Consider the following 22,707-nt stretch of genomic DNA (forward strand, 5'->3'; position numbering starts at 1 on the left):
GTCAATCTCCTTCCGCTCTTCTTTTGAGGTCACGTAAAACGTCCAAGTGGTGCCGGTGGAATTTCTCGATCCAACGCTCGTAGATCGCGTGAATCGGCACGGGGTTGAGATAGTGCAGCTTTTCGCGCCCGCGGCGAATCGTTGCCACGAGGTTGGCGTCCTCCAGACGTCCGAGGTGCTGCGTGACCGCCTGGCGGGTCATATCGAGGTTTCCACAGAGTTCCCCTAAGGTCTGCCCGCTATGTTTTCGCAAAGCATCGAGCAGCCGCCTTCTCGTCGGATCGGCGAGGGCCTTGAACACCTTGTTCATGTCCACACCTTCCAGTATATGCAAGTAAATACTTGCATGTCAAGAGAGAGGCGGGAGGGCTGACATATCCTTAAGCTGACGTGGATGCGACCATCTGGTAGAGTAAGGGACATCCTTAATGGGGGGAAATGGCGGATATGAATGGATAGCGCATTCAACTCGATCGGCCTGTCACCGTGCAACAGAAGGGAGGAATCCATGTGGGGAGAGCAAACAGTGGTGTCCGGTGTGGCAGCCCTGCTGTTCCTCATGAGCAGCCCGGCCCTGCCCGCCTGGTCCGCGGGGAGCTTGGGGGAGCCTGACGAGCGCCTGATGGTCGAGCGCATCGCGCGGGATTATTTTGAGGGTTGGTACACGGCTGATCCGGAGAGGATGGCACGCGCCCTCCATCCGGACATGGTCAAACGATATGTTGATGCCCTGCCGGGTGGAAGGCAGGTGGTTCACAGCGCCACCCGTGACCTGATGATTGAGATGACACGCGCGGGCGGAGGGGCGAAGGTGCCTGCTGGCGACCGCAACATCGCCGTTCAAGTGCTGGAGGTCTCGGGAGACATTGCGGTCGCGCGGGCCTCGTCCTCCGAGTACTATGAATATTTGAGCCTGGCAAAGTGCAATGGCAAGTGGGTCATCGTGAACATCCTGTGGCGGTTCCAGGCCTCCGGCTCGCACCCTCGATAGGGGAGAGGGCGATTCGATCGGGGTTCGTCTCACAATTCACAGAACTCGGTCTTTGTGTATTAAAACCGGACGTCAATGATCCCTATAGAAAGCAATGAAGAAACTTACTCCTGTTTTGTTGATCGCCCTCGTTCACGCTGTTTTTCTTTGCGGAATTGTTTTTGGCGCTTCGGTTGAAAAGCGGGCGGATAAGGTGTTGATTGAGAAGAAAGCGCGCAAGCTTACGCTATTGCAAGGCACTGCTGTTATTCAGACGTACCGCATCGCTTTGGGATCTCACCCCATCGGCCCCAAACAGTGTCAGGGTGATCAACGTACTCCCGAGGGACATTACATCATCGACGCACGAAAAAAGAACAGCCATTACCATTGGTCACTTCACGTTTCTTACCCAAACGAAACGGATCGAGCCGTTGCCAGGAAACGCAGATGTAATCCCGGGGGAGACATTTTCATTCATGGATTGCCCAATGGCTACGGGTGGTTGGGAAAGGCGCACACGGCTCACGACTGGACGCTGGGATGCGTCGCAGTGACCGATGAGGAAATCGAAGAGATCTGGCGGCTGGTCCCGAAAGGAACACCCGTTGAAATTAAACCCTAGCAGGAGCCATCTGCCCCGCATGGCCACCGGCAACGGGGAGAATGCACAGCCGCTTCTGAGTGTTTCACCGATTGGAATCCAGGCTGAAAAGGTCTCAAAACGCCGCTTAGGCGGCGCACTCCAAAGTGTCTGGTTACTCGTACCTTAAGGCCCTAATGGGATCCACCTTCATGGCTCTACGAGCGGGAATGTAGCCTGCCAACAGAGATCCCACGCACATCACAAGAATGCAGAGGGTAATGGTCACAGCGTCTGTCGTTTGAACTCCGAACAGCATGTTTGATATCAATCGGGAGGCCGCCAGGGCCACTGGAATGCCGATCCCAATTCCCAGGGAGATGAGCACTAATATTTCACGCAGGATCAGCCAGAACATGTCTTCCGGCCGCGCGCCGAGTGCAACGCGGACGCCAAGTTCCTTCGTCCTGTGCGTGACAGCGTGTGACATGGTGCCATACAAGCCGATCGAGGCCAGTCCGAGCGCGAGAGCGCCAAAGAAACTCAACAGGGTCGCAAGGGATCGCTCATCGCCGAGGAACTCGTCCATCTCTGCCGATTCCGTCTCGATGTCGGCCAGCGGAAGGTCAGCTTCGACGGACTGGACCTGGTGGCGGATCGCGGGAACAAGGTCAGCCCGTCGAACGGGGGCGCGAAGCACCAGGTTCATTTGTCCCAGCATCTCTGCCGGTGACTGTGTGTAAGGAATAAAAACGGCATCTGACGCCCGGTCACCTGCCGGGTGGTGTTTGATATCCTTTACGACGCCGACAATTTGAATTCTAGAACTGGATTGGGGACCGTCAAACCCAATCCGCCGCCCAAGAGGGTTCCCGTCCGGGAAGAATTTCCGTGCCATGGACTCGCTGATGACGGCAACCGGGGAAGCTGTTTCTGAATCAGCCGTCGTGAATTCCCTGCCAAGAAGCAATGGGATTCCCATGGTCTCGAAAAAGCGGGGGCCAACCGGGTCGCAATAGACCTTGCTCACCTCATTGAGGTCTGACGACCGACCCGACACCCAAAGCTTTCGATACCACTGCCCGAAGACCATTCGGAACCGCGACACGCTGGCCGATTCGACCCCTGGCATCGCATTCATCTTTTCAAGCAATCCGCGATAGAGATTCAATTCTCGGGTGTGATCGTAACCGATGAGCGCAGGGAAGGCCCACATCATCATGACTTTGTTCCCCTCGTATCCGGTGTCCACGGCATAGAGCTGGCGGATGCTTCGAATCAATAGACCCGCCGCCACCAGAAGGACCAGGGAAAGAACAACCTGCGTGACGACCAGCGATTTCGCAGCGACGTGACGGATCGGGCGAGCTCTTGCTGCTCCGTTAATTCCTTTCAGAGCCGAATTAACCTCCACCCGATTTGCCGCAAGAGCAGGCATTAATCCAATCAGGATCCCGGTCAACAGGGAGACCGCTGCGGTAAAGAGAAAGATTCTTATATCGAGCGCAGGTTCAAAGGGAACGAAATCCTTTCTATTGAGAAGGACAGCAAGCAAACCGTTGGTGGCCCAGCTCGCCAGTAGCAGTCCAAGCACGCCCCCGAGCGCCGCCAGTAAAAGATTTTCGGTCAGCAACTGGCGAATCAAGCGGCCACGGCTTGCCCCGAGCGCTAGTCGCACAGCTATTTCCTTTTGGCGCACCGTTCCCCGCGCCAGGAGCAGGTTGGCTACGTTCACGCCGGTGATCAGCAAAACGATCCCAACAACAGCAATCAGAATACGAAGCTCTCGTGCAAAGCTGTCCTGCGGATCTGCCGTGCCCCGTTGACCGGGCTTGAGCTCGATTCTGCTCGCGCTAATTCTTCCCGCTGTCGCTGCCGAGATAGAAGATCCGGCGGCCTGCCTGAGGACTTGCTGATAAAGGACGTTCAATTCCGCCCGGGCCTGTTCTGGATGAACCCCTGTCTTCAATCGCCCGATAATCTCGAATGTATCGTGGTCCTTCAATGCAAGCTGAGGCTGCATGAACATAGGAAGGATGATATCCAGGCCTTCAATCCGTCGACCCAATCCATGAAACCTCTTCGGGGTGACTCCAATCACCGTGAATGGAATTTTCCCCAGGTAGATGGTCTTCCCGATGACGGACGGGTCGCGGCCAAACCGCCGCTCCCAGAAGCCAAAAGTGATGACCGTGACCGGTCTTTTCCCGGGCTGGTCGTCGTCAAGACCGAAGGTTCGGCCCAGCATTGCTTCGACTCCAAGGACATCGAAGAATCCTCCAGAAACGAAATCTCCCCAGACCAGTTCCGGCTGGCCATTCACGGTGATGCTGACCCGTGAGTCGTCGCGTGCAAACATTCCAGCGAAGGAATGGCTCCGATTGCGAAATTGCTCGAAGGTGGAAATGGGAAAGTCGTTTTCCATCCCGCCCTGCGGTACGGTGCGATTGACCAGGACGAGATGTTGCGGATCCTTCACGGGAAGCGCCCTCAAGAGGAGAGCGTCCACGAGACTGTAAATTGCGGTATTCGCCCCGATGCCCAACGCCAGGGTCAGCACGGCCACACTGGTGAAGCTGGGATTCTTGGTGAGGAGGCGGGCGCCAAAGTGGAGATCTTGAAGCACATTCTCGATCCATCTCCATCCCCACTGGCCGCGTGTTACTTCCCGCACCAGATCCACATTTCCGAATTCACGATGTGCAGCGTGACGGGCTTCCTCAGGGGATTCCCCGCGTTCGATACGATCTTTCGTCGCCCTCTGCAGGTGAGCATCGATTTCCTGCCTGAAATGTTCATCTCGCCGGCTTCGAGGCCAGAACGCGAACCTCATGAGCCACTCTCCTTGAGTAGGGACCAGTAAATTAATTTGGAGGTCGGAGGTCGGATGTCAGGGTGTTTCTCTGACTTCTGACTTCGTCTCCATCACGCCCCACTCCTCGCATCTCACTCATACCGCAAGGCCACCAGGGGATCGACACGCGTGGCGCGACGTGCCGGGAGGTAGGAGGCCACCAGCGCGATGATCATCAAGAGGAAAGCGACCCCGCCAAAGGTCGCCGGATCGGTGGGACTGAGGCCAAACAGCAGCCCTGCCATCAAGCGCGTCAGGGCAAAAGCGGCGGCCAGGCCGATCCCCGTTCCAATGGCCGCTAGCACCAACCCCTGTCCGACGATGAGGCGAAAGACGTCACCTTCTTGCGCCCCGAGGGCCATCCGTATGCCGATTTCCTGTACACGCTGTCTGACGGCATAGGATTGGACTCCGTAGATGCCGACCGCCGCGAGCATCAGGGCCAGGCCCGCGAAAGATGCGAGGAGAAACATGCTGAGCCGCCGCTGAAGGAGTGATTGGTTGACAATATCGTCCATGGTAGCCACGTTGATGATGGGCTCATCCGGGTCCACCTCGTGCACCGCGCGGCTCACTGCCGAAAGCAGGCTGGTCGGTTGCGAGTAGGTGCGCACCGCAAGAACCATGCGCGTGGTCTCGGGGTTTTGGGCCATCGGGTGGTAGACCGTCTCAACGGATCTTGTCAGCTCCAGTCCATTCAGCTTCACATCGCCCACCACGCCGACCACTTCGCGGAGGACTCCCGGATAAAAGGTGAGGGTCACGTGCTTCCCGATCGCGTTCTGATGCGGCCAAAAACGCTTGGCAAACGATTCGCTGACCAGGAGGACTCGCTGGGAGTCTGCATTGTCCCCGTCTGTGAAGTCGCGACCTTCAAGGAGCGGAATCCGCAGGGCCCGAAGATAGCCCGGCGTGATCAGGCGGACCGCGACCTCAGGCTGGTCCGCCATCGGCACCACCGGTTGGCCTTCGACGGCAACCGGTTGCGTCGATCCGCCCTGCAGCGGTGGGCTGTCGATCTGTCCGGCGGATTCGACCCCGGGCAACCCGTGGACGCGCTCGAGAACCGCGTTGAAAAAAGCGGATTGCTGCGACATCTTTGGGTACTTCGTTTCCGAAATAGCGAGCGGCACGGTCAGAACATTATGAGGGTTGAACCCCGGATTGACGCTTTTGAGCAGCCACAGCGTACGAATCATCAACCCTGCTCCGATGAGGAGCACCAGCGACAGCGCAATTTGGGAGACGACGAGCACGCCCCGCGTCCTGCCGCCGGAGACGGCATCGGTCCTTCCAAGTCCTTCCTTCAGGGAATCACTTAGGTTTGTTTTCATCAGGTGCCAGGCCGGCATCAGGCCGGAGAGGATTCCGGTCAGGATCGAAATCCCCAGGGTGAAGGTCAGGACCCATTTGTCCAAGCCGATTTCCACGCTGAGAGGCAACTGGCCACTAAGAAACGATGCGATCCCCGCGACTCCAAAGCGAGCAAGGCCGAGTGCGAGGGCCCCCCCCAGCAGCGACAATAGCACCATTTCGGAAAGAACCTGCCGCAACACGCGCGCGCGACCGGCCCCCAGGGCGGTGCGGATAGCGATCTCCTTCCGGCGCCCCAGGGCCTTGGCCAGGGTCAGGTTTGCCACATTGGTGCATGCAATCAACAGCACAAAGGCCACGGCGCCCAGCAGCACGATCAAGGCAGGCCGCACATCTCCCACCAATTGATCACGGAGGGGCAAGACCACCGCGCCCCATCCCGCATTGTCAGCCGGATAGTCTTGCGCCAGGCGGTTTGAAATGGTGTCCATCTCCGCCTGGGCCTTTTTCACATCCACCCCGACTTTCAACCGCGCCATCACGAGGTAGTTGTGAATGCCGCGGATGGCGCGGTCCTTGTCAGACCAAGCCATGGGGACCCAAAGCTGTGATTGAAACGGAAATTCAAACTGAGGAGGCATGACGCCAATCACCGCGTAACTCTTGTTATCGAGCCGGAGCGTTTGCCCCAGGGCATTCGGGTTTCCTCCAAAATGGCTTTGCCAGAAGGCATGGCTGACCACCACGACATTCCCGTGCCCCGGCTGGTCATCGTCGGAAACAAAACTACGGCCCCGGTCGGGCAAGACCCCCAAGAGGGTGAAGAAATCGGCGGCGACATTTGAACCTGCCACCGATTCCGGCTCACCCCGGCCCGTCAGGGTAAACCGCCCCAAGCCCAGCGCCGCCATTCGCTCGAACACATGATTCTGTTTCTGCCAGTCGAGATAGTTCGCCGGGGATACAGAAAAGGTGGGGGTCCCGGGAAAGCTCTTTTGGGGCGGCACGTGCCAGACCAGGAAGAGCCGCCCGGGATCGCGGAACGGCAGGGGACGAAGCAACACGGCATTGACAACGCTGAAAATCGCGGAATTGGCGCCGATCCCCAATGCCAGGACGAGGAGGGCAACCGCCGTAAAGCCCGGGTTTTTCCCAAGCATCCGCAGGGCGAATCGAAGGTCCTGAAAAAGGTTCTCCAGCCAACGCCAGCCCCACTGGCCCCGGGTTATCTCGCGCACCAGATCCACATTGCCGAAATCCCGGTGGACAGCGTGTCGCGCCTGCTCGGGTGCATCACCCCGCTCGAGGCGGTCTCGCCCCGCCATCTGCAAGTGGCTTTCAATTTCCACCTTGAGATCCTCTTCTCGACGTCTACGTCGCCAGAGGGTGAATTTCATGGCGCCATCTCCTTCTTCGTGGAATCGAACATGCCCGATCCTGAATCCGATGTCAGAGGTTGGACGTCAGAAATCGGAAAAGAACTGAAAACTAGCGGCCAGAAGCCAGACCATCAGAATTTCTGTCCTCTTCTGACTTCCGACCTCCGGGTTCTGACCTCACTTTCATTTTGCTCAATCTTCCGTCAGTTACTCATACCGCAGCGCCACCATCGGGTCGACTCGCATGGCCCGGCGCGCCGGAAGGGAACAGGCCAGCAAGGCCACCAGACCGAGAACGATGGCCACGAAGAGGTAGGTCAGTGGATCGTTGGGGCGGACCGCGTAAAGAATGCTCGACAGGAAGCGCGTAAGAACCAACGCTGCTCCGGCGCCCAGTCCCACGCCTGCCAACGTTAGCGTCAATCCACGTCGCACGACCAACCAGAACACGTCGTACCTCCCGGCCCCGAGAGCCATGCGGATGCCGATCTCCTGAGTCCTCTGGCTGACCGCGTAAGAAGTGACGCCATAGATCCCCACTGCCGCCAGCGCCAGGGCCACAAGCGCAAAGATCCCCAACAGCACAAAAGCAAGGCGTTGGGCCGAAACAACCCCCGACACGATATCGTCCATAGTCTTGACATCGAAGATGGGCTGATCTTTGTCCACCGACCAGATGGCGCTCTTGATGGCAGGCAAAATCGTTCCGGGCTTTGCGTTCGTCCGGACCACTATGCTCATGGTCTGGTCAGGGCTCTGCAGGTAGGGAAAGTAAATCGTTGGACGTGGTTCCTGGTCGAAACCTGTGTCCCGAACCGCTCCGACGACGCCAACGATTTCCCGCCCGGGTCGAGTCCCATCGGGAATTTGCAGATGCCGGCCAATGGGATCCTGGTTGGGGAAGAAATGGCGGGCGAGAGTCTCGTCAATCGCTACGACCCGGGGGCCATCTGCATTGTCATGATCGGTGAAAGCCCGGCCCCGAAGCAGCGGGATGCCCATCGTTCCAAAATAGCTGGGGCTGACGTCCCTGAAATCCGCTGCGAATTGCTCTCCAGCGGGTGGGGGGGGCGCCTCTTTAATCACGAAAAACCACCTGTCCTGCTCCTGCTCGCTCAGAGGGACGATCTCGGTGAGCGCGGCCGAGTGGACTGCGGGGAGAGCTTCAACATTCTCCAGGAACCGCTGGAAGATGACGGCCCGTTGCCGCGGCTCCCGGTATTTCGAATCCTTTGCGTCCAATGAGAGCTTGATTCGCAGGGTCAACAGGTGCTCAGGGTTAAAACCCGGATTGGCCTTCAGCAAGCGCCAAAAGCTGTTGATCATTAGAGCCGCTCCGATCACCAGCACGAACGCGAGGGCAGCCTCGAGAATCACCAGTGTGGCGTGCGTCCGATGGCCTCGCGGGCCGGCAAGAGTGCCCCTGCCTCTCTCCTTGAGCGTTTCGTTGAGACTCCACCGGGAACTCTGAAATGCGGGAATCAACCCGAAAACGATCCCTGTAAGCAGAGAAGCCAGCACCGTGAAACCGACCACCGTTCCGTCCATGTGAACCTTGGGCAACAAGACTGAGTCTGCGGCATGGGGAACCGGAATGCGGGATGGCACCACTTTTATCAACAAGTCGGTGCCCCAAAGCGCCAGAAGCAAGCCCGCGGCACCCCCCACGAGTGCCAGCAATATGCTCTCCGCCAGAAACTGGCGGACCAGCTGGAGGTGCCCGGCGCCCAGGGCCTTTCGGATAGCCACCTCCCGCTGGCGCGTGACGGTCCGCGCTGACATCAAATTAGCGACGTTGACGCAGGCAATAAGCAGCACGAAACCCACGGCGCCCAGAAGGAGCAGCAACGCCGGGCGGATGTATTCCACCCGGGCCGCCTCGATCGGAACCAGGACCGTGCCCCATCCTTTGCGATTCGGCCGCTCCCTCCCGATTCGCTCCGCGATTGTACCCATCTCTGCGGAGGCTTGCTCTAGCGTAACTCCGGGTTTCAGACGGCCCAAGACTCCGAGGTTGGAGTCCGCCCGCTTCACCCAGCCGGTATCAAAGGGAACCACAACGTCGACGGGACGAAAAGCAGCCAGGGAAGCCGGCAGCACCCCGATGATGGTGTACGACTCGCCGTTCAAGGTCATCCCTCTTCCGATGACAGCGGGATCCGAACCAAAGCCGCGCTGCCAGTAGGCGTAGGAGAGGAGGACGAGATTGTGGCGGGCTGCGGATTCCTCCGGACGGAAAGTCCGGCCAAGAACAGGCTGGAAGCCAAAGAAGTCGCCGAAATTAGTCGTCACGCGCAACCCGGCCACTTGCTCAGGTTCTCCCTCGCCCGTGACCGTGCCGGTGCCGTGCTCGAACAGGAACAAGTCATCGAAGGACTTGTTCTGCTCCTTCCAGTCCAGGTAATCCAGGCCCGATGGCCCCACGCGGGGCCAGCCCTGTTGAAGGTTATTGACCCAAATAACCACAATACGGTTTGCAGCTCTTAGGGGTAAGGGCTGAAGAAGCGTGCTATTCACGACGCTGAAAATGGCTGTGTTGGCTCCGATTGCAAGCGCCAGCGTCAGCAACGCGACGGCCGAGAAGGCAGGATTCTTGCGCAGCATGCGTGCGCCGAAACGGACATCCTGAAGCAGATTCTCCAGCCACCGCCATCCCCATTGCTGACGTGTCACCTCACGCACCAGTTCCACATTGCCGAATTCCCGGCGCGCGGCGTGTCGCGCTTCATCGGGCAACTCGCCGCGCTCGGCACGATCCCGCGCGGCCATTTGCAGGTGACTCTCAATTTCATTCTTGAGGCCTTCTCCTCGTTGTCGGTGCCGCCAGGACGGGAATTTCATGAGTCCATCTCCGTTTCCCTCAAGCCAAAAATGGTAGTCCTGAGTTGGTAGTCAGATGTCGGAAGTCCGAAGTCAGAAGAGACGCCGATGGAAGCAGCCAACACCCAAAACAGGTCTGATCAGCAGATCTGTTAGTCTGGCTTCTTGCTTCTGGCATCACTTGCGGTTTGAGGTCCGACTTCCGATTTCCGACCTCACCCTCGATACTTTCCACTTCTCACTAATCACTCATACCGCAACGCCACCACCGGATCCACTCGCATGGCGCGCCATGCCGGCAGGAAGGAAGCCGCCAGCGCGACCAACGTGAGCAGAGCCGCCACGGCGAAGAAGGTAACGGGGTCGGTCGCTGAGATCCCAAACAAAAGGCTCGCCATGAGCGGTGTCGCCTCAAGCGCGCCCGCCATACCGATGCACACCCCGACGAGGGTCAACCGTGTGGCTTGTCCAAGCACGAGCCTCAGTACAGCACCTCGCTGAGCGCCAAGGGTCTTCCGGATCCCCATTTCATGCGTGCGTTCGGCCACGCTGCCGGAGAGCACGCCGTAGATGCCGGCCGCCGCGAGCACCAGGGCCGCGAGCGCGAACACCTCGAACAGGATCAACGCGAAGCGCCGCTCCGCCGCCGACGCGGCCAGCAGATCTTCCATCGTCGCAACACGCACAATCGGCTGGTCCTTGTCCACCGACCAGATCGCCTTTCTCATGGCAGGGGCGAGTGACGCAGCGCCTCCCTGTGCCCGGACCACAAGCGACATCATCTCATCTGCGAACCACGACTGGTTCATCGTGATGTACACTGCATCCGGATTGCTCAACGCCACAGAGGCCTGCTTCACGTTCCCTACGACTCCAACAATGATGTACCACGGCCGATTCACGGGCCCGACATGAAGACGCTGGCCAATGGGGTCTTGACCGGGGAATTCGCTCTTTGCCAGGGATTCGCTGATCAGAACGGCGGGCGGCGCGTCGGCTCCATCATGCGCGTCGAGCAGGCGGCCGCGGCGGAGTGCGATGCCCATGGTCACGAAATACCCCGGGGTCACCACATATCGAAATACGTCGTAAGCGCCCTTGTCCTTCTCGAACTGCGCCCCATACTCGCCATATTGATCGCCACTCAGCGGCAATAGACTGGTGAACGCTGCCGACGCGACGCCGGGAACGTTGCGGACCGCTTCCAGGGCCTGCTCGAAGAACCGGCGCCTGGCGCTGTGGTCGTCGAACCGGTGGCCGGACGTCTGCACCTGCATAGTGAGCAGGTGTGGCGAATCGAAGCCCACAGGAACTGCAAACAGGCGCTGGAGGCTGCGGAGAAGCAATCCTGTGCTGACCAGCAACACGAGGGCCAGCGCGACCTCCGCAACGACGAGTGCGCCGCGTAGGCGCCCCGGTCCGCCGGCAAGGCGCCGTGAGGCCTGCTGGAGGTCCCGGTGAGGATCGCTGTGCGCCGCGTGAAGCGCCGGGATCAATCCAAAGGCCAGTGCGATCAAAGTGGTGACGCCCAATCCGAAGGCGAACACCGTGCCATCGAGACCGATCGCGGCGACGCGCGGCAGCTCAGATGGACTGAGCGCCACGAGAGCGCGCACGCTGAGCATCGCCACGGCCGTGCCGGCCACGCCGCCCATTGCCGCGAGGAGCAGGCTCTCGGTGAGCAGTTGCCGGATCAGCCGGCTATGCCCCGCGCCGAGCGCGGCGCGCAGCGCAAATTCGCCCCGGCGTTGCACCCCGCGCGCAAGCAGAAGGTTTGTCACGTTCACACAGGCGATCAGGAGCACCAGGATCACCGCCCCAAAAATGGTGAAGAGGGCCGGTTTCACCCCGCGGGTGATTTCGTCCTGCAAGGAATTGGCGATGAACCCTAACCTGAGGGACGCCCAACGCGGCCTGGGAAACTCCGCCACCGGGTGGTGCGCAATCGATTCGAGATCCCGTCTGGCCTGGTCGATTCCGAAGCCTGGACGCAGCCGCCCCACCATACGCAGGTGATGACCCCACTCTGCGGTGTCGAAACTAGCGATATTCTCGGCGTCGTAGTGCATGGGCGACCAGATTTCTGTCGAGGGACCCAGGACATTCTCGAACGCGTGTGGCATCACGCCGATGACGGTATAGAGGTCCCCGTCCAGGGTGATCTGGCGCCCGATGATGGCGCGATCGCCGGCAAAGCGCCTCCGCCACAGTGCGTCGCTGAGCATCACTACCTTGGGGCCCTTGAGCACATCGTCGGAGGCCTGGAAGTCCCGCCCCAGGACGGGCGACACTTCCAGCACCCGGAAGTAACTTGCGCTCACGCTTTGCCCGTTGAATCGTTCCGGTAGGTCTAACCCAGTCATGGTCGGCCGCCAGGGCTCGAATACGCCGATCGCGTCGAAGGAACGGCTCCGTGCCGCCAGTTCGCGGTAGGTGTGAAACGTTACGTCGGAGCGCTTGTCCTGGAAGATGTCCCAGATCATCAAGATCCGACTGGCGTCAGGGTACGGGAGCGGCTCGAACAGGATCGGGTTCAAAGCGCTGAAAATCGCCGTCGTGGCGCCGATTCCAAGTGCCAGCGTGAGCACGGCGACGGCGGTGAAGCCGGGGTTCTTCCAGAGCATCCGCACGCCATAGCCGGTATCGCGAAGGAAGCCATCGAACCAGTTCCATCTCCACTGCTGCCGGGTGACTTCTCGCACCAGATCGACGTTCCCGAACTCCCGATGGACCGCATGCTGCGCCTTGTCGGGAGTTTCACCTCGCTCGACCCGTTCTTTACGCGCCATCTGCAAGTGGATCTCAATTTCATGCTGGAGGTCGTCTTCTCGCTGTCCACGTCGCCAGAAAGGAAATTTCATCGTTCCATCTCCGTTTCAATCCCCCTAAGAATTCCTGGTCCTGAAGTCGAGGTTTGAGGTCGGGATTGCCAATTCAGAACCGATTCACAACAAACGAGCAAGACCAAAAACAACTCAGATCGGCAGATCTGTCAGTCTGGCTTCTGGCCTCTGGCATCACCTGAGCGTTGACTTTCGACCTCCGACTTCCGACCTCTGACTTCTGACTTCTGACTTCATCCTGTCATCCCTGGCACTCGCGAGTTACTCATACCGGAGCGCCACCACGGGATCCACTCTTGAGGCACGCCGGGCAGGGGAGTAACACGCTGCTACCGCCACCAGCATAAGGAGGACTGCAACGCCGGTGAAGGTCCAGGGGTCGGTCGCTTTTGTCTCGTACAGCAGGCCCCTCATCAATCGAGTCAACGCCAGCGCCCCCAGCATGCCAAGTAGCACACCCGTCCCCGCGAGCCGGACACCGCGGACGATAACCAGGCGCAGCAAGCTCCCCGGCTTTGCACCAAGCGCCGACCGGATCCCCATTTCATGTGTCCTCTGCGTGACCGAGTAGGCGACGACGCCATAAACACCGATGGTTGCGATGAACAGGGCGATGCCACCGAAGAGGGCGAGCAGGGTCGTGCGAAACCGCCAATCGCCCAAGGACCCCGCAACAACGTCCTCCATCGTCGTGACATTAAAAAGCGGCAAGGCGGCATCCACCCGCTTTAATGCGCTCCGAATGGAAGGAACAAACGCGGCCGGATCACCTGCCGTTCGGACCAGAAAAAATGCAGTGTCCGATTGCGGCGCTTGGGCATATGGGATGTACATGGTGGCCTCGGGGCCCTCGGCCAGCGAGCCTTCGCGGATATCTTCGACGACCCCAATAATTTCCCGTGGGGCGGGTTCGGTCCAGGCGGGTCCCATAGGCCTGCCGATCCGGATTTGACGTCCGATGGGATCAATGTCGGGCCAAAAGGCATCGGCCATCGACCGGTTTACGATGGCGACAGCCCGCGATGCACGATTATCAGTGTCGTTGAAGCTTCGCCCATGCAGCAGCGCAATTTGGAGGGCTGAGAAGTAACCCGGGCTGATGATGCGGTACTCGGCATCCAGGGCAGTTTCCGGTGGGATTGAACGCGTCCCTCCGACGATGTTAAAGAGCAAGTCCGGCCCGCCTTTGAGAGGCACGACGTTTGCAAGGCCGACCTGCTTGGCGCCGGGCAGTGCCGCAAATTCCTGTGTTGCTTGCGCGAATACCTGCGATCGCCGGTCCGGTGAATCATACTTTTTCGAGGGAAGGGCCACTTGGAATGTCAACAGATGGCTTGAGTCGAATCCAGGCTGGACGCGAAGCAGCCGGGCAAAGCTTTCTATCAGCAGTGCAGCTCCCATCAGAAGAACCAGCGCGAGAGCCAATTCGGCTACAACCAGCGCCGAGCGGAGCCACCATGCGCCCACTGAACTGGACTGCCGGGCCATCTCCTTGAGCGAAATGTTCAAATCCTGGCGCGAAGCGGCGAGCGCCGGTACCAGGCCGAAGACAGTACCCGCCAGGACGCTGACCAGCAAGGAGGTGACAAGCACCGGGAAATCGATCCGGACCGCACCCACCCGCAGAAGGCCGGCGGGAACGAGCCGAGCAATGAAATCAAAACAGAGATAACAGACCATCACCCCGATTGATCCGCCCAGCAGCGCCAGCAGGAGGCTCTCCGTCAAGAGTTGACGGATGATTCGCCCACGGCCGGCCCCAATGGCCCCACGGATAGCCATTTCTCTCTTTCGGACGGCCGCGCGGGCCAGGAGCAGATTGGCGACATTAGCGCATACGATAAGCAGCAGAAATACAACTGCACCCAGCAAAAGGAGGGGGGCGGAACCCGCCCGATGCGAAACAAAGTCGCGCAGTCTCACCAGGTGTGCTTGCTCGTTCGACCCGATCATTTTCGGGTATTGTCGGGACAAATCCGCCAGCGGAGGCGTGAGTGCTGCTTCGGCCTGAGCCGTTGTAACTCCAGGTCTCAAGAGCCCTACACACAAGACCTCGTTGCTCGGGTTATCGCTCACCCTGGGGAGATGAACCGGAAACCACACTTGCACGTCTCGCGCGCCCGGAATGGGCAATTCGAAACCCCGCGGGAGAATACCCACCACGATGAAGAGTTCACCGTCGAACGTCAGCGCGCGACCCAGCACCTTCGGGTCCGCGCCAAAATGGCCCTGCCAGAAGCCCTCTCCCAACATCAGCACGTGGGGTCCGCCCGGTCTCCCTTCCTCAGGGAGAAAGGCGCGTCCCAGGGCCGGCTGGACGCCGAGGGCAGGGAAGAACTCCGTGGAGACCGACAGGCTCTTGATTTGTAGCGGCTCACCGGCGCCGGTGAGGGTTTCCGGCCCGGACCAACGAATAAGGGCGAGATGTTCGAAGACGTTTTGTCGGTCCTGCCATTCGAGAAAAATCGGAAGGGAAATCGAGGATCCCCCAATTCGGTTTCCGGTCCGGCCGACCTGGTAGATTCGACCAGCGTCCGGAAAGGGGAGCGATCTGAGAAAAACTGCATTGACGATGCTGAAGACCGCCGTGTTCGCCCCAATACCCAGCGCCAAGGTCAACACCGCGATCAGAGCAAAAACGGGATTCCGTCGCAACATCCGGGCGCCGTAGCGGATGTCCTGTACCAGATGTTCCAGCCATCGCCCGCCCCAATGCTGCCGGGTCACCTCGCACACCAGGTCCACATTGCCAAATTCCCGATGGACCGCATGTCGCGCTGCATCGAGAGCCTCGCCCCGCTCCGCGTGCTCGCTGGCCGCCATGGCGAGGTGGCTTTCAATTTCTTGGTTGAGATCTTCTTCCCGTTGTCGACGCCGCCAGAAAGCAAAGTTCATGATTTCGTCCCCGCCTTTAATCGAGTTAAGAACGAGAAATCCCGAATCCAGGTCCGGAAGTCCGACTTCAGACCTCCGACTTCACACTTCATTTTCGTTATTTCTCACTTCACGCGACCTACTCAACCCGCAGCGCCGCCATGGGATCGACCCGCGTTGCTCGCCGCGCCGGGATGTAACTGGCCAGCATCGCCATCGCGACCAGCAGGATAGCGACGCCAATAAAAACTGCGGGATCAGTGGCACTTACCCCAAACAGCAAGCTCGACATCATCCGAGTCAAGGCAAAAGCTGCCATCAGACCGATCCCCGCCCCGCCCAACGCTAACATCACACCTTCACCTACGATCAGTTTCAACACATCACTCCCTCTTGCTCCCAGGACCATCCGGATCCCCATCTCATGGGTGCGTTGAGACGCGGAGTAGAGGACCACCCCATATATCCCGACCGAAGCCAGGAGCAGACCGACCCCTGCGAAAATGCCGAGTAGTAGAGTCAAGGTACGGAGCGGCCACAGGCCGCCGAATACGCGGCGTTCCATGCGTTGGACATTGAACACGGGAAGCTCTGCGTCGAGTTCCCCGACCACGGTCCGGACGCCGGCAGCGGCCCGGTTCGGCCTGTCGGGAGTGCGCACCGCAAGCGTCATTGCCCGCCCCGGGTATTGCGCCATTGGAACATAGAGGTCGAGTCCCGCCCGGATGCCCACACCTTGGGCGTACAGTCCCGGTTGGCTGGTGTCCCCAACCATACCGACAACTGTCAGCAGGGTGTCCGGTCGGTTCGCGCTGCTGAGCTTCAACTGTTGACCCACCGAATTTCCCTGAGGCCAAAATTCCCGGGCCACGAGTTCGCTGATGATGATCACGCCGGGGCTTGTGGCTCTATCTTGCTCCGAAAAAAACCGCCCACCTCGCAGTGGTATGTCCATTACACGGAAGTAATCAGGGCTGACACTCAGAAACCTTACTGGCGGTCCATCCCCCGCTATCACCGGCTCCTGTCCAGGAAGATTGACCCGATCCCCGAGTCCGTGGACCGATGCAAAGAGGGCCAGAGACTCAACGCCCGGAAGCCTCTGCATCCGTTCGAGCAGGTGATCCTGAAATGCATTCACCTGAAGGGGGCTTGGATACTGCCCTGTTGGCAGGTCGACCTGCATCGTTACAACATCCGTCGGGTTCAACCCCACATTCACAGCCTGCAATCGCAAAAAACTCCGGATCAGCACCCCCGCACCACACATCAGCACCAGCGCGAAACCAATTTGGGAAACGACCAGGACGCTGCGGAAGCGGCGCGCGCGCGGGCCGCCCGAGGGCATGCCGCCTTCTTTCAATTGTTTGTTGGCGTTCATGCCGGAGGCATCAAGGGCCGGCAGCAGGCCGACCAGAAGTCCGGTGATCGCCACGACCAGGAAAGTCAGGACGAGTACTCGGGCGTCGATTTTAAACTTCAACCAGAAGGGAATCTGCACGGGGATGGAAGCAAAGATTAAGTCCGAGGCCCAAAGAGCGGTCACCACACCCAGGATCCCACCGAGCAGAGAGAGCATGAAGCTTTCGGTCAGCAACTGACGGATCAAGCGCAGTCGGCCGGCGCCAACTGCGATGCGGATGGCCATTTCCCTCTGCCGTGTCACGCCCCGGGCAATCAATAAATTGGCCACATTCGCGCAGACGATCAACAGGACGAAGCCCATGGCCCCCAGAAGCAGAGGCATTGACGATCCGAACTCCTTGCGCTCCTCTTCGAGCCGAGCGATATCCACTGCTATTCCAGAATTGGTCTGAGGAAAGGCAAGGGCCAGATTCTGTGCCCGGATATCGATTTCGGTCTGAGCTTGCTCTAAGGAGACTCCCGGTTTAAGTCGCCCGATGACCTCGTAGGCACGGGCCCTGCGATCGGTCAGAGCGGTGCCGGCATACTCGCTCATAGGAATCCAGAAATCGGCGAACTCATAGAACTTGAATTCAGCCGGCATCACACCAACCACGGTGAACGCCTGGGCGTTCAGCCTGACGGTCCGTCCTATGATGGTCCGATCGGCGCCGAAACGGCGTTGCCAGAGGTCATGTCCGAGGACCACGACGCGGGCGCCCCCGGCGCTGTCTTCTTCGGGGAAAATGCCCCGGCCCAGTTCAGGAGCAACCCCGAGGAGCGGGAAGAGACTGGCGGAGACCGCTGCCCCTTGGACTCGTTCGGGCCGGTCACTGAAAGATAGATTGAAACTGTCTTCAACATAGGCAGCCATATCTTCAAACGCACGATTTGAATTCCGCCAGTCGGAGAAATCCGGAAGCGAATTGCTCATCCAGGCGGAGCCGGCCCTCAAGTTGCGACTGTGGAGCGTAACCAGTCCGGCAGGATTGCGGTAGGGAAGCGGCCGGAAGAGGAAGCCATTCACGATGCTGACGATCGTAGTCACCGCCCCAATGCCCAGCCCCAGGGTCACCACCGCCACGGCCGTGAATCCGGGGCTCTTCCACAGCATCCGCGCGCCAAAACGAATGTCCTGGAACAGGTGTTCCAGCCATCGTCGGCCCCACTGGTGCAACGTCACATCACGCACCAGATCGATATTGCCCAACTCCCGGCGGACGGAGTGGCGCGCTTCCTCAGGCGCATCCCCAAGCTCGCTTCGCTCCTGCTCCGCCATTTGCGGGTGACGGTCCAATTCCTCTTGGATGTCCTCGTTTCGCCGGCGATTTCGCCCAAAGAATCTCATGCCTTGCTCTCTCCCTTTGCCGGACTGAGAATCCCCGCAATCGCGTCCTGCAGTTGCTCCCATCGGGAGCGCTCGGCAAGCAGCTGCTTTTTCCCCTTCAGGGTGAGGTGATAGACCCGGACCCGTTGTCTGTTTTCCGAAACCTCCCACTCCGCGGCAATCCATTTTTGACGTTCCAAACGATGCAGCGCCGGGTAGAGTGAACCCGTGTCGACGCGCAGGACCTCGCCCGAGTTGGCCCGAATGGCCTGACTGATCCCGTAGCCGTGCTGCGGTCCCCACTGCAGGGTCTGCAGGATGAGCAGGTCGAGCGTCCCTTGCAGTAACTCGATTCTATTTTGATAACGTACCTTCATGTTTCCCCCGGATGTAGGCGTCCTACTACCATGGCTGTAGATTGTCTATACCCCTCGAGGCAAGCAACTCGAATGCCAGTTTCCAAAGTGTTCGATCTCCTTGTCGGATATGCCGTTTAGGAGGATGTACTCTACCGGCATCCGCGATTGGATTGACCGGTTGCGGGACGAGGCGTCGCAGAACCGGACACTTTATGAAAGGCGGAACTGGGGGAGGGATCCACAACGGGGTGTCGTAAGCACAAGATAAAAGATTGAGGTGGAGTAGAGTACGCGGTCGGGTGTATATTCCTAGTCAATACGGAGGGGTGGGGATCCCAGGGTTCAGTGGGGAGTCGTTATTTGGAGCCAGGGATTCCAGGAGCTGTTTCGTCCTCCTCGCCGTGTTTCCAAGCTTCTTTTCGGCTCCAAGGACGGAAGGAGACTTCCGGAGTTGCTCCCTTGGGAGCTTAACACGCAGATCGCAGGGGAGACCCCCCATTCAAGTGGTCCCAGCATTTCATACATTCTTATTTTGTCTAAGGAGATCATCGGCATGAATATAAGCATCAAGATCGATCCAGCGACAGGGCAGAAGTACATGGCGGTTTCGGAGAGAGGGAGGGCCCTGCTCCTCAACCCGCTGACCAACAAAGGGACCGCCTTCACCAGCCGGGAACGAGACGAGCTCGACCTCCATGGCCTCGTTCCCCCGGCGGTCTGTACTATCAAACAGCAACTGGAGAGGACCTACGAGAATTACTTGGCCAAAACGACTAACCTGGAGAGGTTTATTTATCTCTCCAGCCTTCAAGACCGAAACGAAACGCTCTTCTACAGGTTGGTCCTCGATCATATCGATGAGATGATGCCGGTCGTCTACACTCCGGTGGTCGGGGAAGCCTGCCAGAAGTACTCTCACATCTATCGTCGGGGCCGCGGGCTCTACATGAATTACGACCAGAAGGATATCCTCGAGAAACTCTTGATCAACTCCGGAATCTCGAATCCTTCGATTATCGTCGTCACGGATGGCGAAAGGATTCTAGGTTTGGGGGATCAGGGAGCCGGGGGCATGGGTATTCCCATCGGCAAACTGTGCCTCTACACCCTGTGCGCGGGGATTTCTCCACACAGCACTCTGCCGATTACCCTGGATGTGGGAACAGACAACGAGGACCGGCTGAAGGACCCCCTCTACCTCGGGCTCCGGCAGAAAAGGGTACGCGGGGAACCCTACCAGGCCTTCATCGACGCTTTTGTGGCCGCCGTTCAAAAGGTCTTCCCGCGAACGCTTCTCCAATGGGAGGATTTTCTCAAAGCGAACGCACTTCACCAGCTGAAACGCTTCCGGGACAAGCTGTGCAGCTTTAATGACGATATCCAGGGCACCGCCGGCGTCATTGTTGCAGGCTTGTTCAGCGCATTGCGCATCACGGGGAAGCCCATGCGAGAACAGCGCGTCGTGTTTGCCGGTGCGGGGGCTTCGGCGCAGGGCATCTCGGACCTGATCGTGTCGGCCATGATGGAAGATGGGCTCTCCCGTGGCGAGGCCGTCAAGCGCATCTGGACAGTCGACAGCGCCGGTTTGGTGACCAAGGCTCGTCCCAAGCTGGAGGATTTCAAGGCGACTTATGCCAGAGCCGTGGATGAAATCGCCACTTACAAATGTCAGGATCGGTCGAAGATCACTCTTTTGGAAACGGTTGAGAATGTCAAGCCGACCATTTTGTTGGGAACCTCAGGAACCGCGGGCACGTTTACCCAGGAAGTTGTCGAGCTCATGGCAAAGATCAACGATCGACCCATCATTTTTCCGCTCTCTAATCCCACTTCCAAGTCGGAGTGTACCGGGGGTGACGCAATTCAGTGGTCGGATGGTCGCGCGATCGTGGCAACCGGCAGCCCCTTCGCCCCGGTGACCCATAATGGAAAGCGCTATCGCATCGGCCAGGGGAACAATGCATTCATTTTTCCGGGGGTTGGCCTGGGAATCAGTGCGGGTGGCGCAACCCGTGTCAACGAAAGGATGTTTCTTGAAGCCGCCCGTGCCCTCGCCGCCAAAGTCACGCCGCAGGACCTCAACGAATCCGCCGTTTACCCCGAGCTTTCCAGGATTCGAGAATGCTCGCTCTCGGTGGCTTGTGCGACGGCCCGGCAGGCAGTGAAGGAAGGTTACGCGAATGAGGAGATCCTCGAAGGATTGGAGGAAAATCTTCATCAGGCCATGTGGGAGCCCAAGTACTTGCCGATGCGATATGAGAAGTAGTTTGAGATCCTGGGACTATTGCGATAGGCCCACGCGAATCCGCAAAGGATGAGGTTCGAGGGTTCCGACTGACCTTTCGGGGTGCCGCAGACATGCGCTTTTGGCATGCCTGCGTCGGAAGATGAAAGGTCCGAATCCTTTTTGTCGAGGCTTGCTCCGCAGACACGCAGAACACGCACGTCTGCGCCACCCGGCCCACTTCCAAGCGGTACAAATAAAACCGACAGCGCAAAATCAATATGACTCCCGGCGGCGAACGTCGGCGGGACTCCTTCAAGGGCGACTGGGGCCACGGGGCTTCCATGTAAGCATTTGAACCATCCGGCGCAACGGGGTCAAATACAACGCTGTAAATTGAGGGTTTCCCAGATCCTTGAACACTGCCCAGAGGCGCCTGGGCGTGAGGTAGAAATAGAGATAAGCTTTCATGCGCAACCATACCAGCTTCCTGTAGCCAAGCCCTCCCGCCCTGAAATGAGGGGTGTAGGTATCCGAGTTTTCGGAGGCCAATTCCACCAGCTCGCCCTTTTCTGAGAGCTGTCTTGCCAGTTCGGTGCCCGGGTAAGGCGTTGGAAAAGAGAAGAAAGCCGTATCCAGGTCTTTTGTGCGGCGCGCATATCGAATGGTCCGGTGGATCTCTTCAGCATCTTCATCCGGAAAACCAATCATGAAGAATCCCTGGGTCTGCATATGGCAATGTTTTGCGATTCTGAGAAACCGGTCTACATCAGGAATTGCCAGGTGTTTTCTCGTTGACTCCTGAAGGCGCTGGCTTGCACATTCAATTCCGACTCCCACGGTATGCACGCCGGCGGCCGCCATCAACCCCATCAAATCCTCGTCCATGAACTCCGCCCTGAGTCCATTGGGAAAGGAGAAGCCCGCCTTCAAACCGGACTTGAGGACGAGCCGGAATATTTCGCGGGCGCGATCCATGTCAAAGTTGAAGATGTCGTCGTGGACGAGGAACTCGTCGACGCCGTACCTCGAGTTGAGAAGAAGAATCTCCTTGAGGACGTTTCCTGGCGATCTCGCGCGAAAGCGCTTGCCAAACAGATTGTGACAGTAGGTACACCGATAGGGGCATCCCCGACTCGTCAGAATTTGGATCGGTCGGGAACCGGGGCGTACACACTCCGAGAGCATCATCCGGATATAGGGTTCCAAATCCAGCAAATGATAAGCGGGGAGGGGATGCTCATCCATGGGGGGCAGGGGCTCTTGCGGCGGGTTTCGAATGAAGCCGGCTTTGTGTCTATACACTAACGCAGGCACTGAGCCCAAGTCAGCGCCACATTCCAGCGCACGGGCGAGTGCAGCGAGGCTCTTCTCCCCTTCGCCGCGGATGGCGAAGTCGGCGCTCGTTTGTTCGATTGCGTCTTCCGGGCATCCCGAGGCGTGCGGCCCCCCGAGCACAATTCGACTCTCCGGCGAGAAGGAACGGAGGTGTGGAATCACTTCCTGCACGCCGGCAAATTGCGCCGTGAGCGCCCCGATCCCGATCAGGGGGTAGTCATTTTGTCCAAGCGCTCTCTTCAAGCTTTCAATCGGTGCCGGGGTCAGTGGAAGGTCCAGTATGGTAGGCTCATGGCCGCTCTCCTCGAGCGAGGCCGCAAGGCATGCAAGCCCGATAGGAAAATTGGGGGCTATCCTCTTTGATCGGTAGGGTGGCCGAAGGAGCAATACTCGCATATTTTCGCTATCGGTGAACCGG

Annotated in this window: 12 protein-coding genes; 3 read left to right on the forward strand and 9 right to left on the reverse strand. The window is 59.0% G+C overall.

Translation table 11 applies throughout. The features are described from left to right. Position 1: 1 nt before the first annotated feature. A complete protein-coding gene (locus LAO21_05220) occupies positions 2–316 on the reverse strand; it encodes an ArsR family transcriptional regulator (protein MBZ5552100.1) in 315 nt (104 codons plus the stop codon). Positions 317–508: 192 nt separating this feature from the next. Between LAO21_05220 and LAO21_05225 the strand changes: the two genes are divergently transcribed. Both LAO21_05225 and LAO21_05230 read left to right on the forward strand, forming a co-directional pair. Continuing rightward, complete coding sequence (locus LAO21_05225; protein ID MBZ5552101.1) at positions 509–991, forward strand: nuclear transport factor 2 family protein; 483 nt, start codon at positions 509–511, stop codon at positions 989–991. Positions 992–1,085: 94 nt separating this feature from the next. Then, positions 1,086–1,595, forward strand: a complete 510-nt coding sequence (locus LAO21_05230; GenBank protein ID MBZ5552102.1) for a L,D-transpeptidase family protein — start codon at positions 1,086–1,088, stop codon at positions 1,593–1,595. A 133-nt stretch (positions 1,596–1,728) separates the two neighbouring features. Here LAO21_05230 and LAO21_05235 read toward each other — a convergent pair whose 3' ends face one another. From LAO21_05235 to LAO21_05265, 7 genes are all read right to left on the reverse strand, one after another. Then, complete coding sequence (locus LAO21_05235; GenBank protein MBZ5552103.1) at positions 1,729–4,386, reverse strand: ABC transporter permease; 2,658 nt, start codon at positions 4,384–4,386, stop codon at positions 1,729–1,731. A gap of 113 nt (positions 4,387–4,499) precedes the next feature. Continuing rightward, entirely contained in the window at positions 4,500–7,118 is a 2,619-nt protein-coding gene (locus LAO21_05240) for an ABC transporter permease (GenBank protein ID MBZ5552104.1), read from the reverse strand. Positions 7,119–7,307: 189 nt separating this feature from the next. Continuing rightward, positions 7,308–9,941: an ABC transporter permease gene (locus LAO21_05245; protein MBZ5552105.1), complete on the reverse strand. Its 2,634-nt coding sequence runs from the start codon at positions 9,939–9,941 to the stop codon at positions 7,308–7,310. A 224-nt stretch (positions 9,942–10,165) separates the two neighbouring features. Next, positions 10,166–12,781, reverse strand: a complete 2,616-nt coding sequence (locus tag LAO21_05250) for an ABC transporter permease (protein ID MBZ5552106.1) — start codon at positions 12,779–12,781, stop codon at positions 10,166–10,168. A gap of 243 nt (positions 12,782–13,024) precedes the next feature. Beyond that, entirely contained in the window at positions 13,025–15,658 is a 2,634-nt protein-coding gene (locus tag LAO21_05255) for an ABC transporter permease (protein MBZ5552107.1), read from the reverse strand. A gap of 118 nt (positions 15,659–15,776) precedes the next feature. Continuing rightward, positions 15,777–18,389, reverse strand: coding sequence for an ABC transporter permease (locus LAO21_05260; GenBank protein MBZ5552108.1), 2,613 nt, complete (start codon positions 18,387–18,389; stop codon positions 15,777–15,779). After that, a complete protein-coding gene (locus tag LAO21_05265; protein MBZ5552109.1) occupies positions 18,386–18,745 on the reverse strand; it encodes a PadR family transcriptional regulator in 360 nt (119 codons plus the stop codon). Before LAO21_05265 ends, LAO21_05260 begins: the two co-directional genes overlap by 4 nt. Positions 18,746–19,280: 535 nt before the next feature. Here LAO21_05265 and LAO21_05270 point away from each other — a divergent pair. Then, positions 19,281–20,993, forward strand: coding sequence for an NAD-dependent malic enzyme (locus LAO21_05270; GenBank protein MBZ5552110.1), 1,713 nt, complete (start codon positions 19,281–19,283; stop codon positions 20,991–20,993). Positions 20,994–21,266: 273 nt separating this feature from the next. Here the strand turns inward: LAO21_05270 and LAO21_05275 are convergent, their stop codons facing one another. Then, entirely contained in the window at positions 21,267–22,685 is a 1,419-nt protein-coding gene (locus LAO21_05275) for a B12-binding domain-containing radical SAM protein (GenBank protein ID MBZ5552111.1), read from the reverse strand. Positions 22,686–22,707 lie beyond the last annotated feature (22 nt).

The sequence above is a fragment of the Terriglobia bacterium genome (assembly GCA_020073085.1).
GTDB lineage: Bacteria > Acidobacteriota > Terriglobia > JAIQFV01 > JAIQFV01 > JAIQFV01.

Excerpts from the sequence above, each read along its gene's own strand:
- LAO21_05250 (MBZ5552106.1), bottom strand. The coding sequence starts at position 12,781 with ATGAAATTTCCTTTCTGGCGACGTGGACAGCGAGAAGACGACCTCCAG.
- LAO21_05240 (MBZ5552104.1), bottom strand. The coding sequence starts at position 7,118 with ATGAAATTCACCCTCTGGCGACGTAGACGTCGAGAAGAGGATCTCAAG.
- LAO21_05275 (MBZ5552111.1), bottom strand. The coding sequence starts at position 22,685 with ATGCGAGTATTGCTCCTTCGGCCACCCTACCGATCAAAGAGGATAGCC.
- LAO21_05265 (MBZ5552109.1), bottom strand. The coding sequence starts at position 18,745 with ATGAAGGTACGTTATCAAAATAGAATCGAGTTACTGCAAGGGACGCTC.
- LAO21_05245 (MBZ5552105.1), bottom strand. The coding sequence starts at position 9,941 with ATGAAATTCCCGTCCTGGCGGCACCGACAACGAGGAGAAGGCCTCAAG.
- LAO21_05260 (MBZ5552108.1), bottom strand. The coding sequence starts at position 18,389 with ATGAGATTCTTTGGGCGAAATCGCCGGCGAAACGAGGACATCCAAGAG.
- LAO21_05225 (MBZ5552101.1), top strand. The coding sequence starts at position 509 with ATGTGGGGAGAGCAAACAGTGGTGTCCGGTGTGGCAGCCCTGCTGTTC.
- LAO21_05235 (MBZ5552103.1), bottom strand. The coding sequence starts at position 4,386 with ATGAGGTTCGCGTTCTGGCCTCGAAGCCGGCGAGATGAACATTTCAGG.
- LAO21_05270 (MBZ5552110.1), top strand. The coding sequence starts at position 19,281 with ATGAATATAAGCATCAAGATCGATCCAGCGACAGGGCAGAAGTACATG.
- LAO21_05230 (MBZ5552102.1), top strand. The coding sequence starts at position 1,086 with ATGAAGAAACTTACTCCTGTTTTGTTGATCGCCCTCGTTCACGCTGTT.
- LAO21_05255 (MBZ5552107.1), bottom strand. The coding sequence starts at position 15,658 with ATGAACTTTGCTTTCTGGCGGCGTCGACAACGGGAAGAAGATCTCAAC.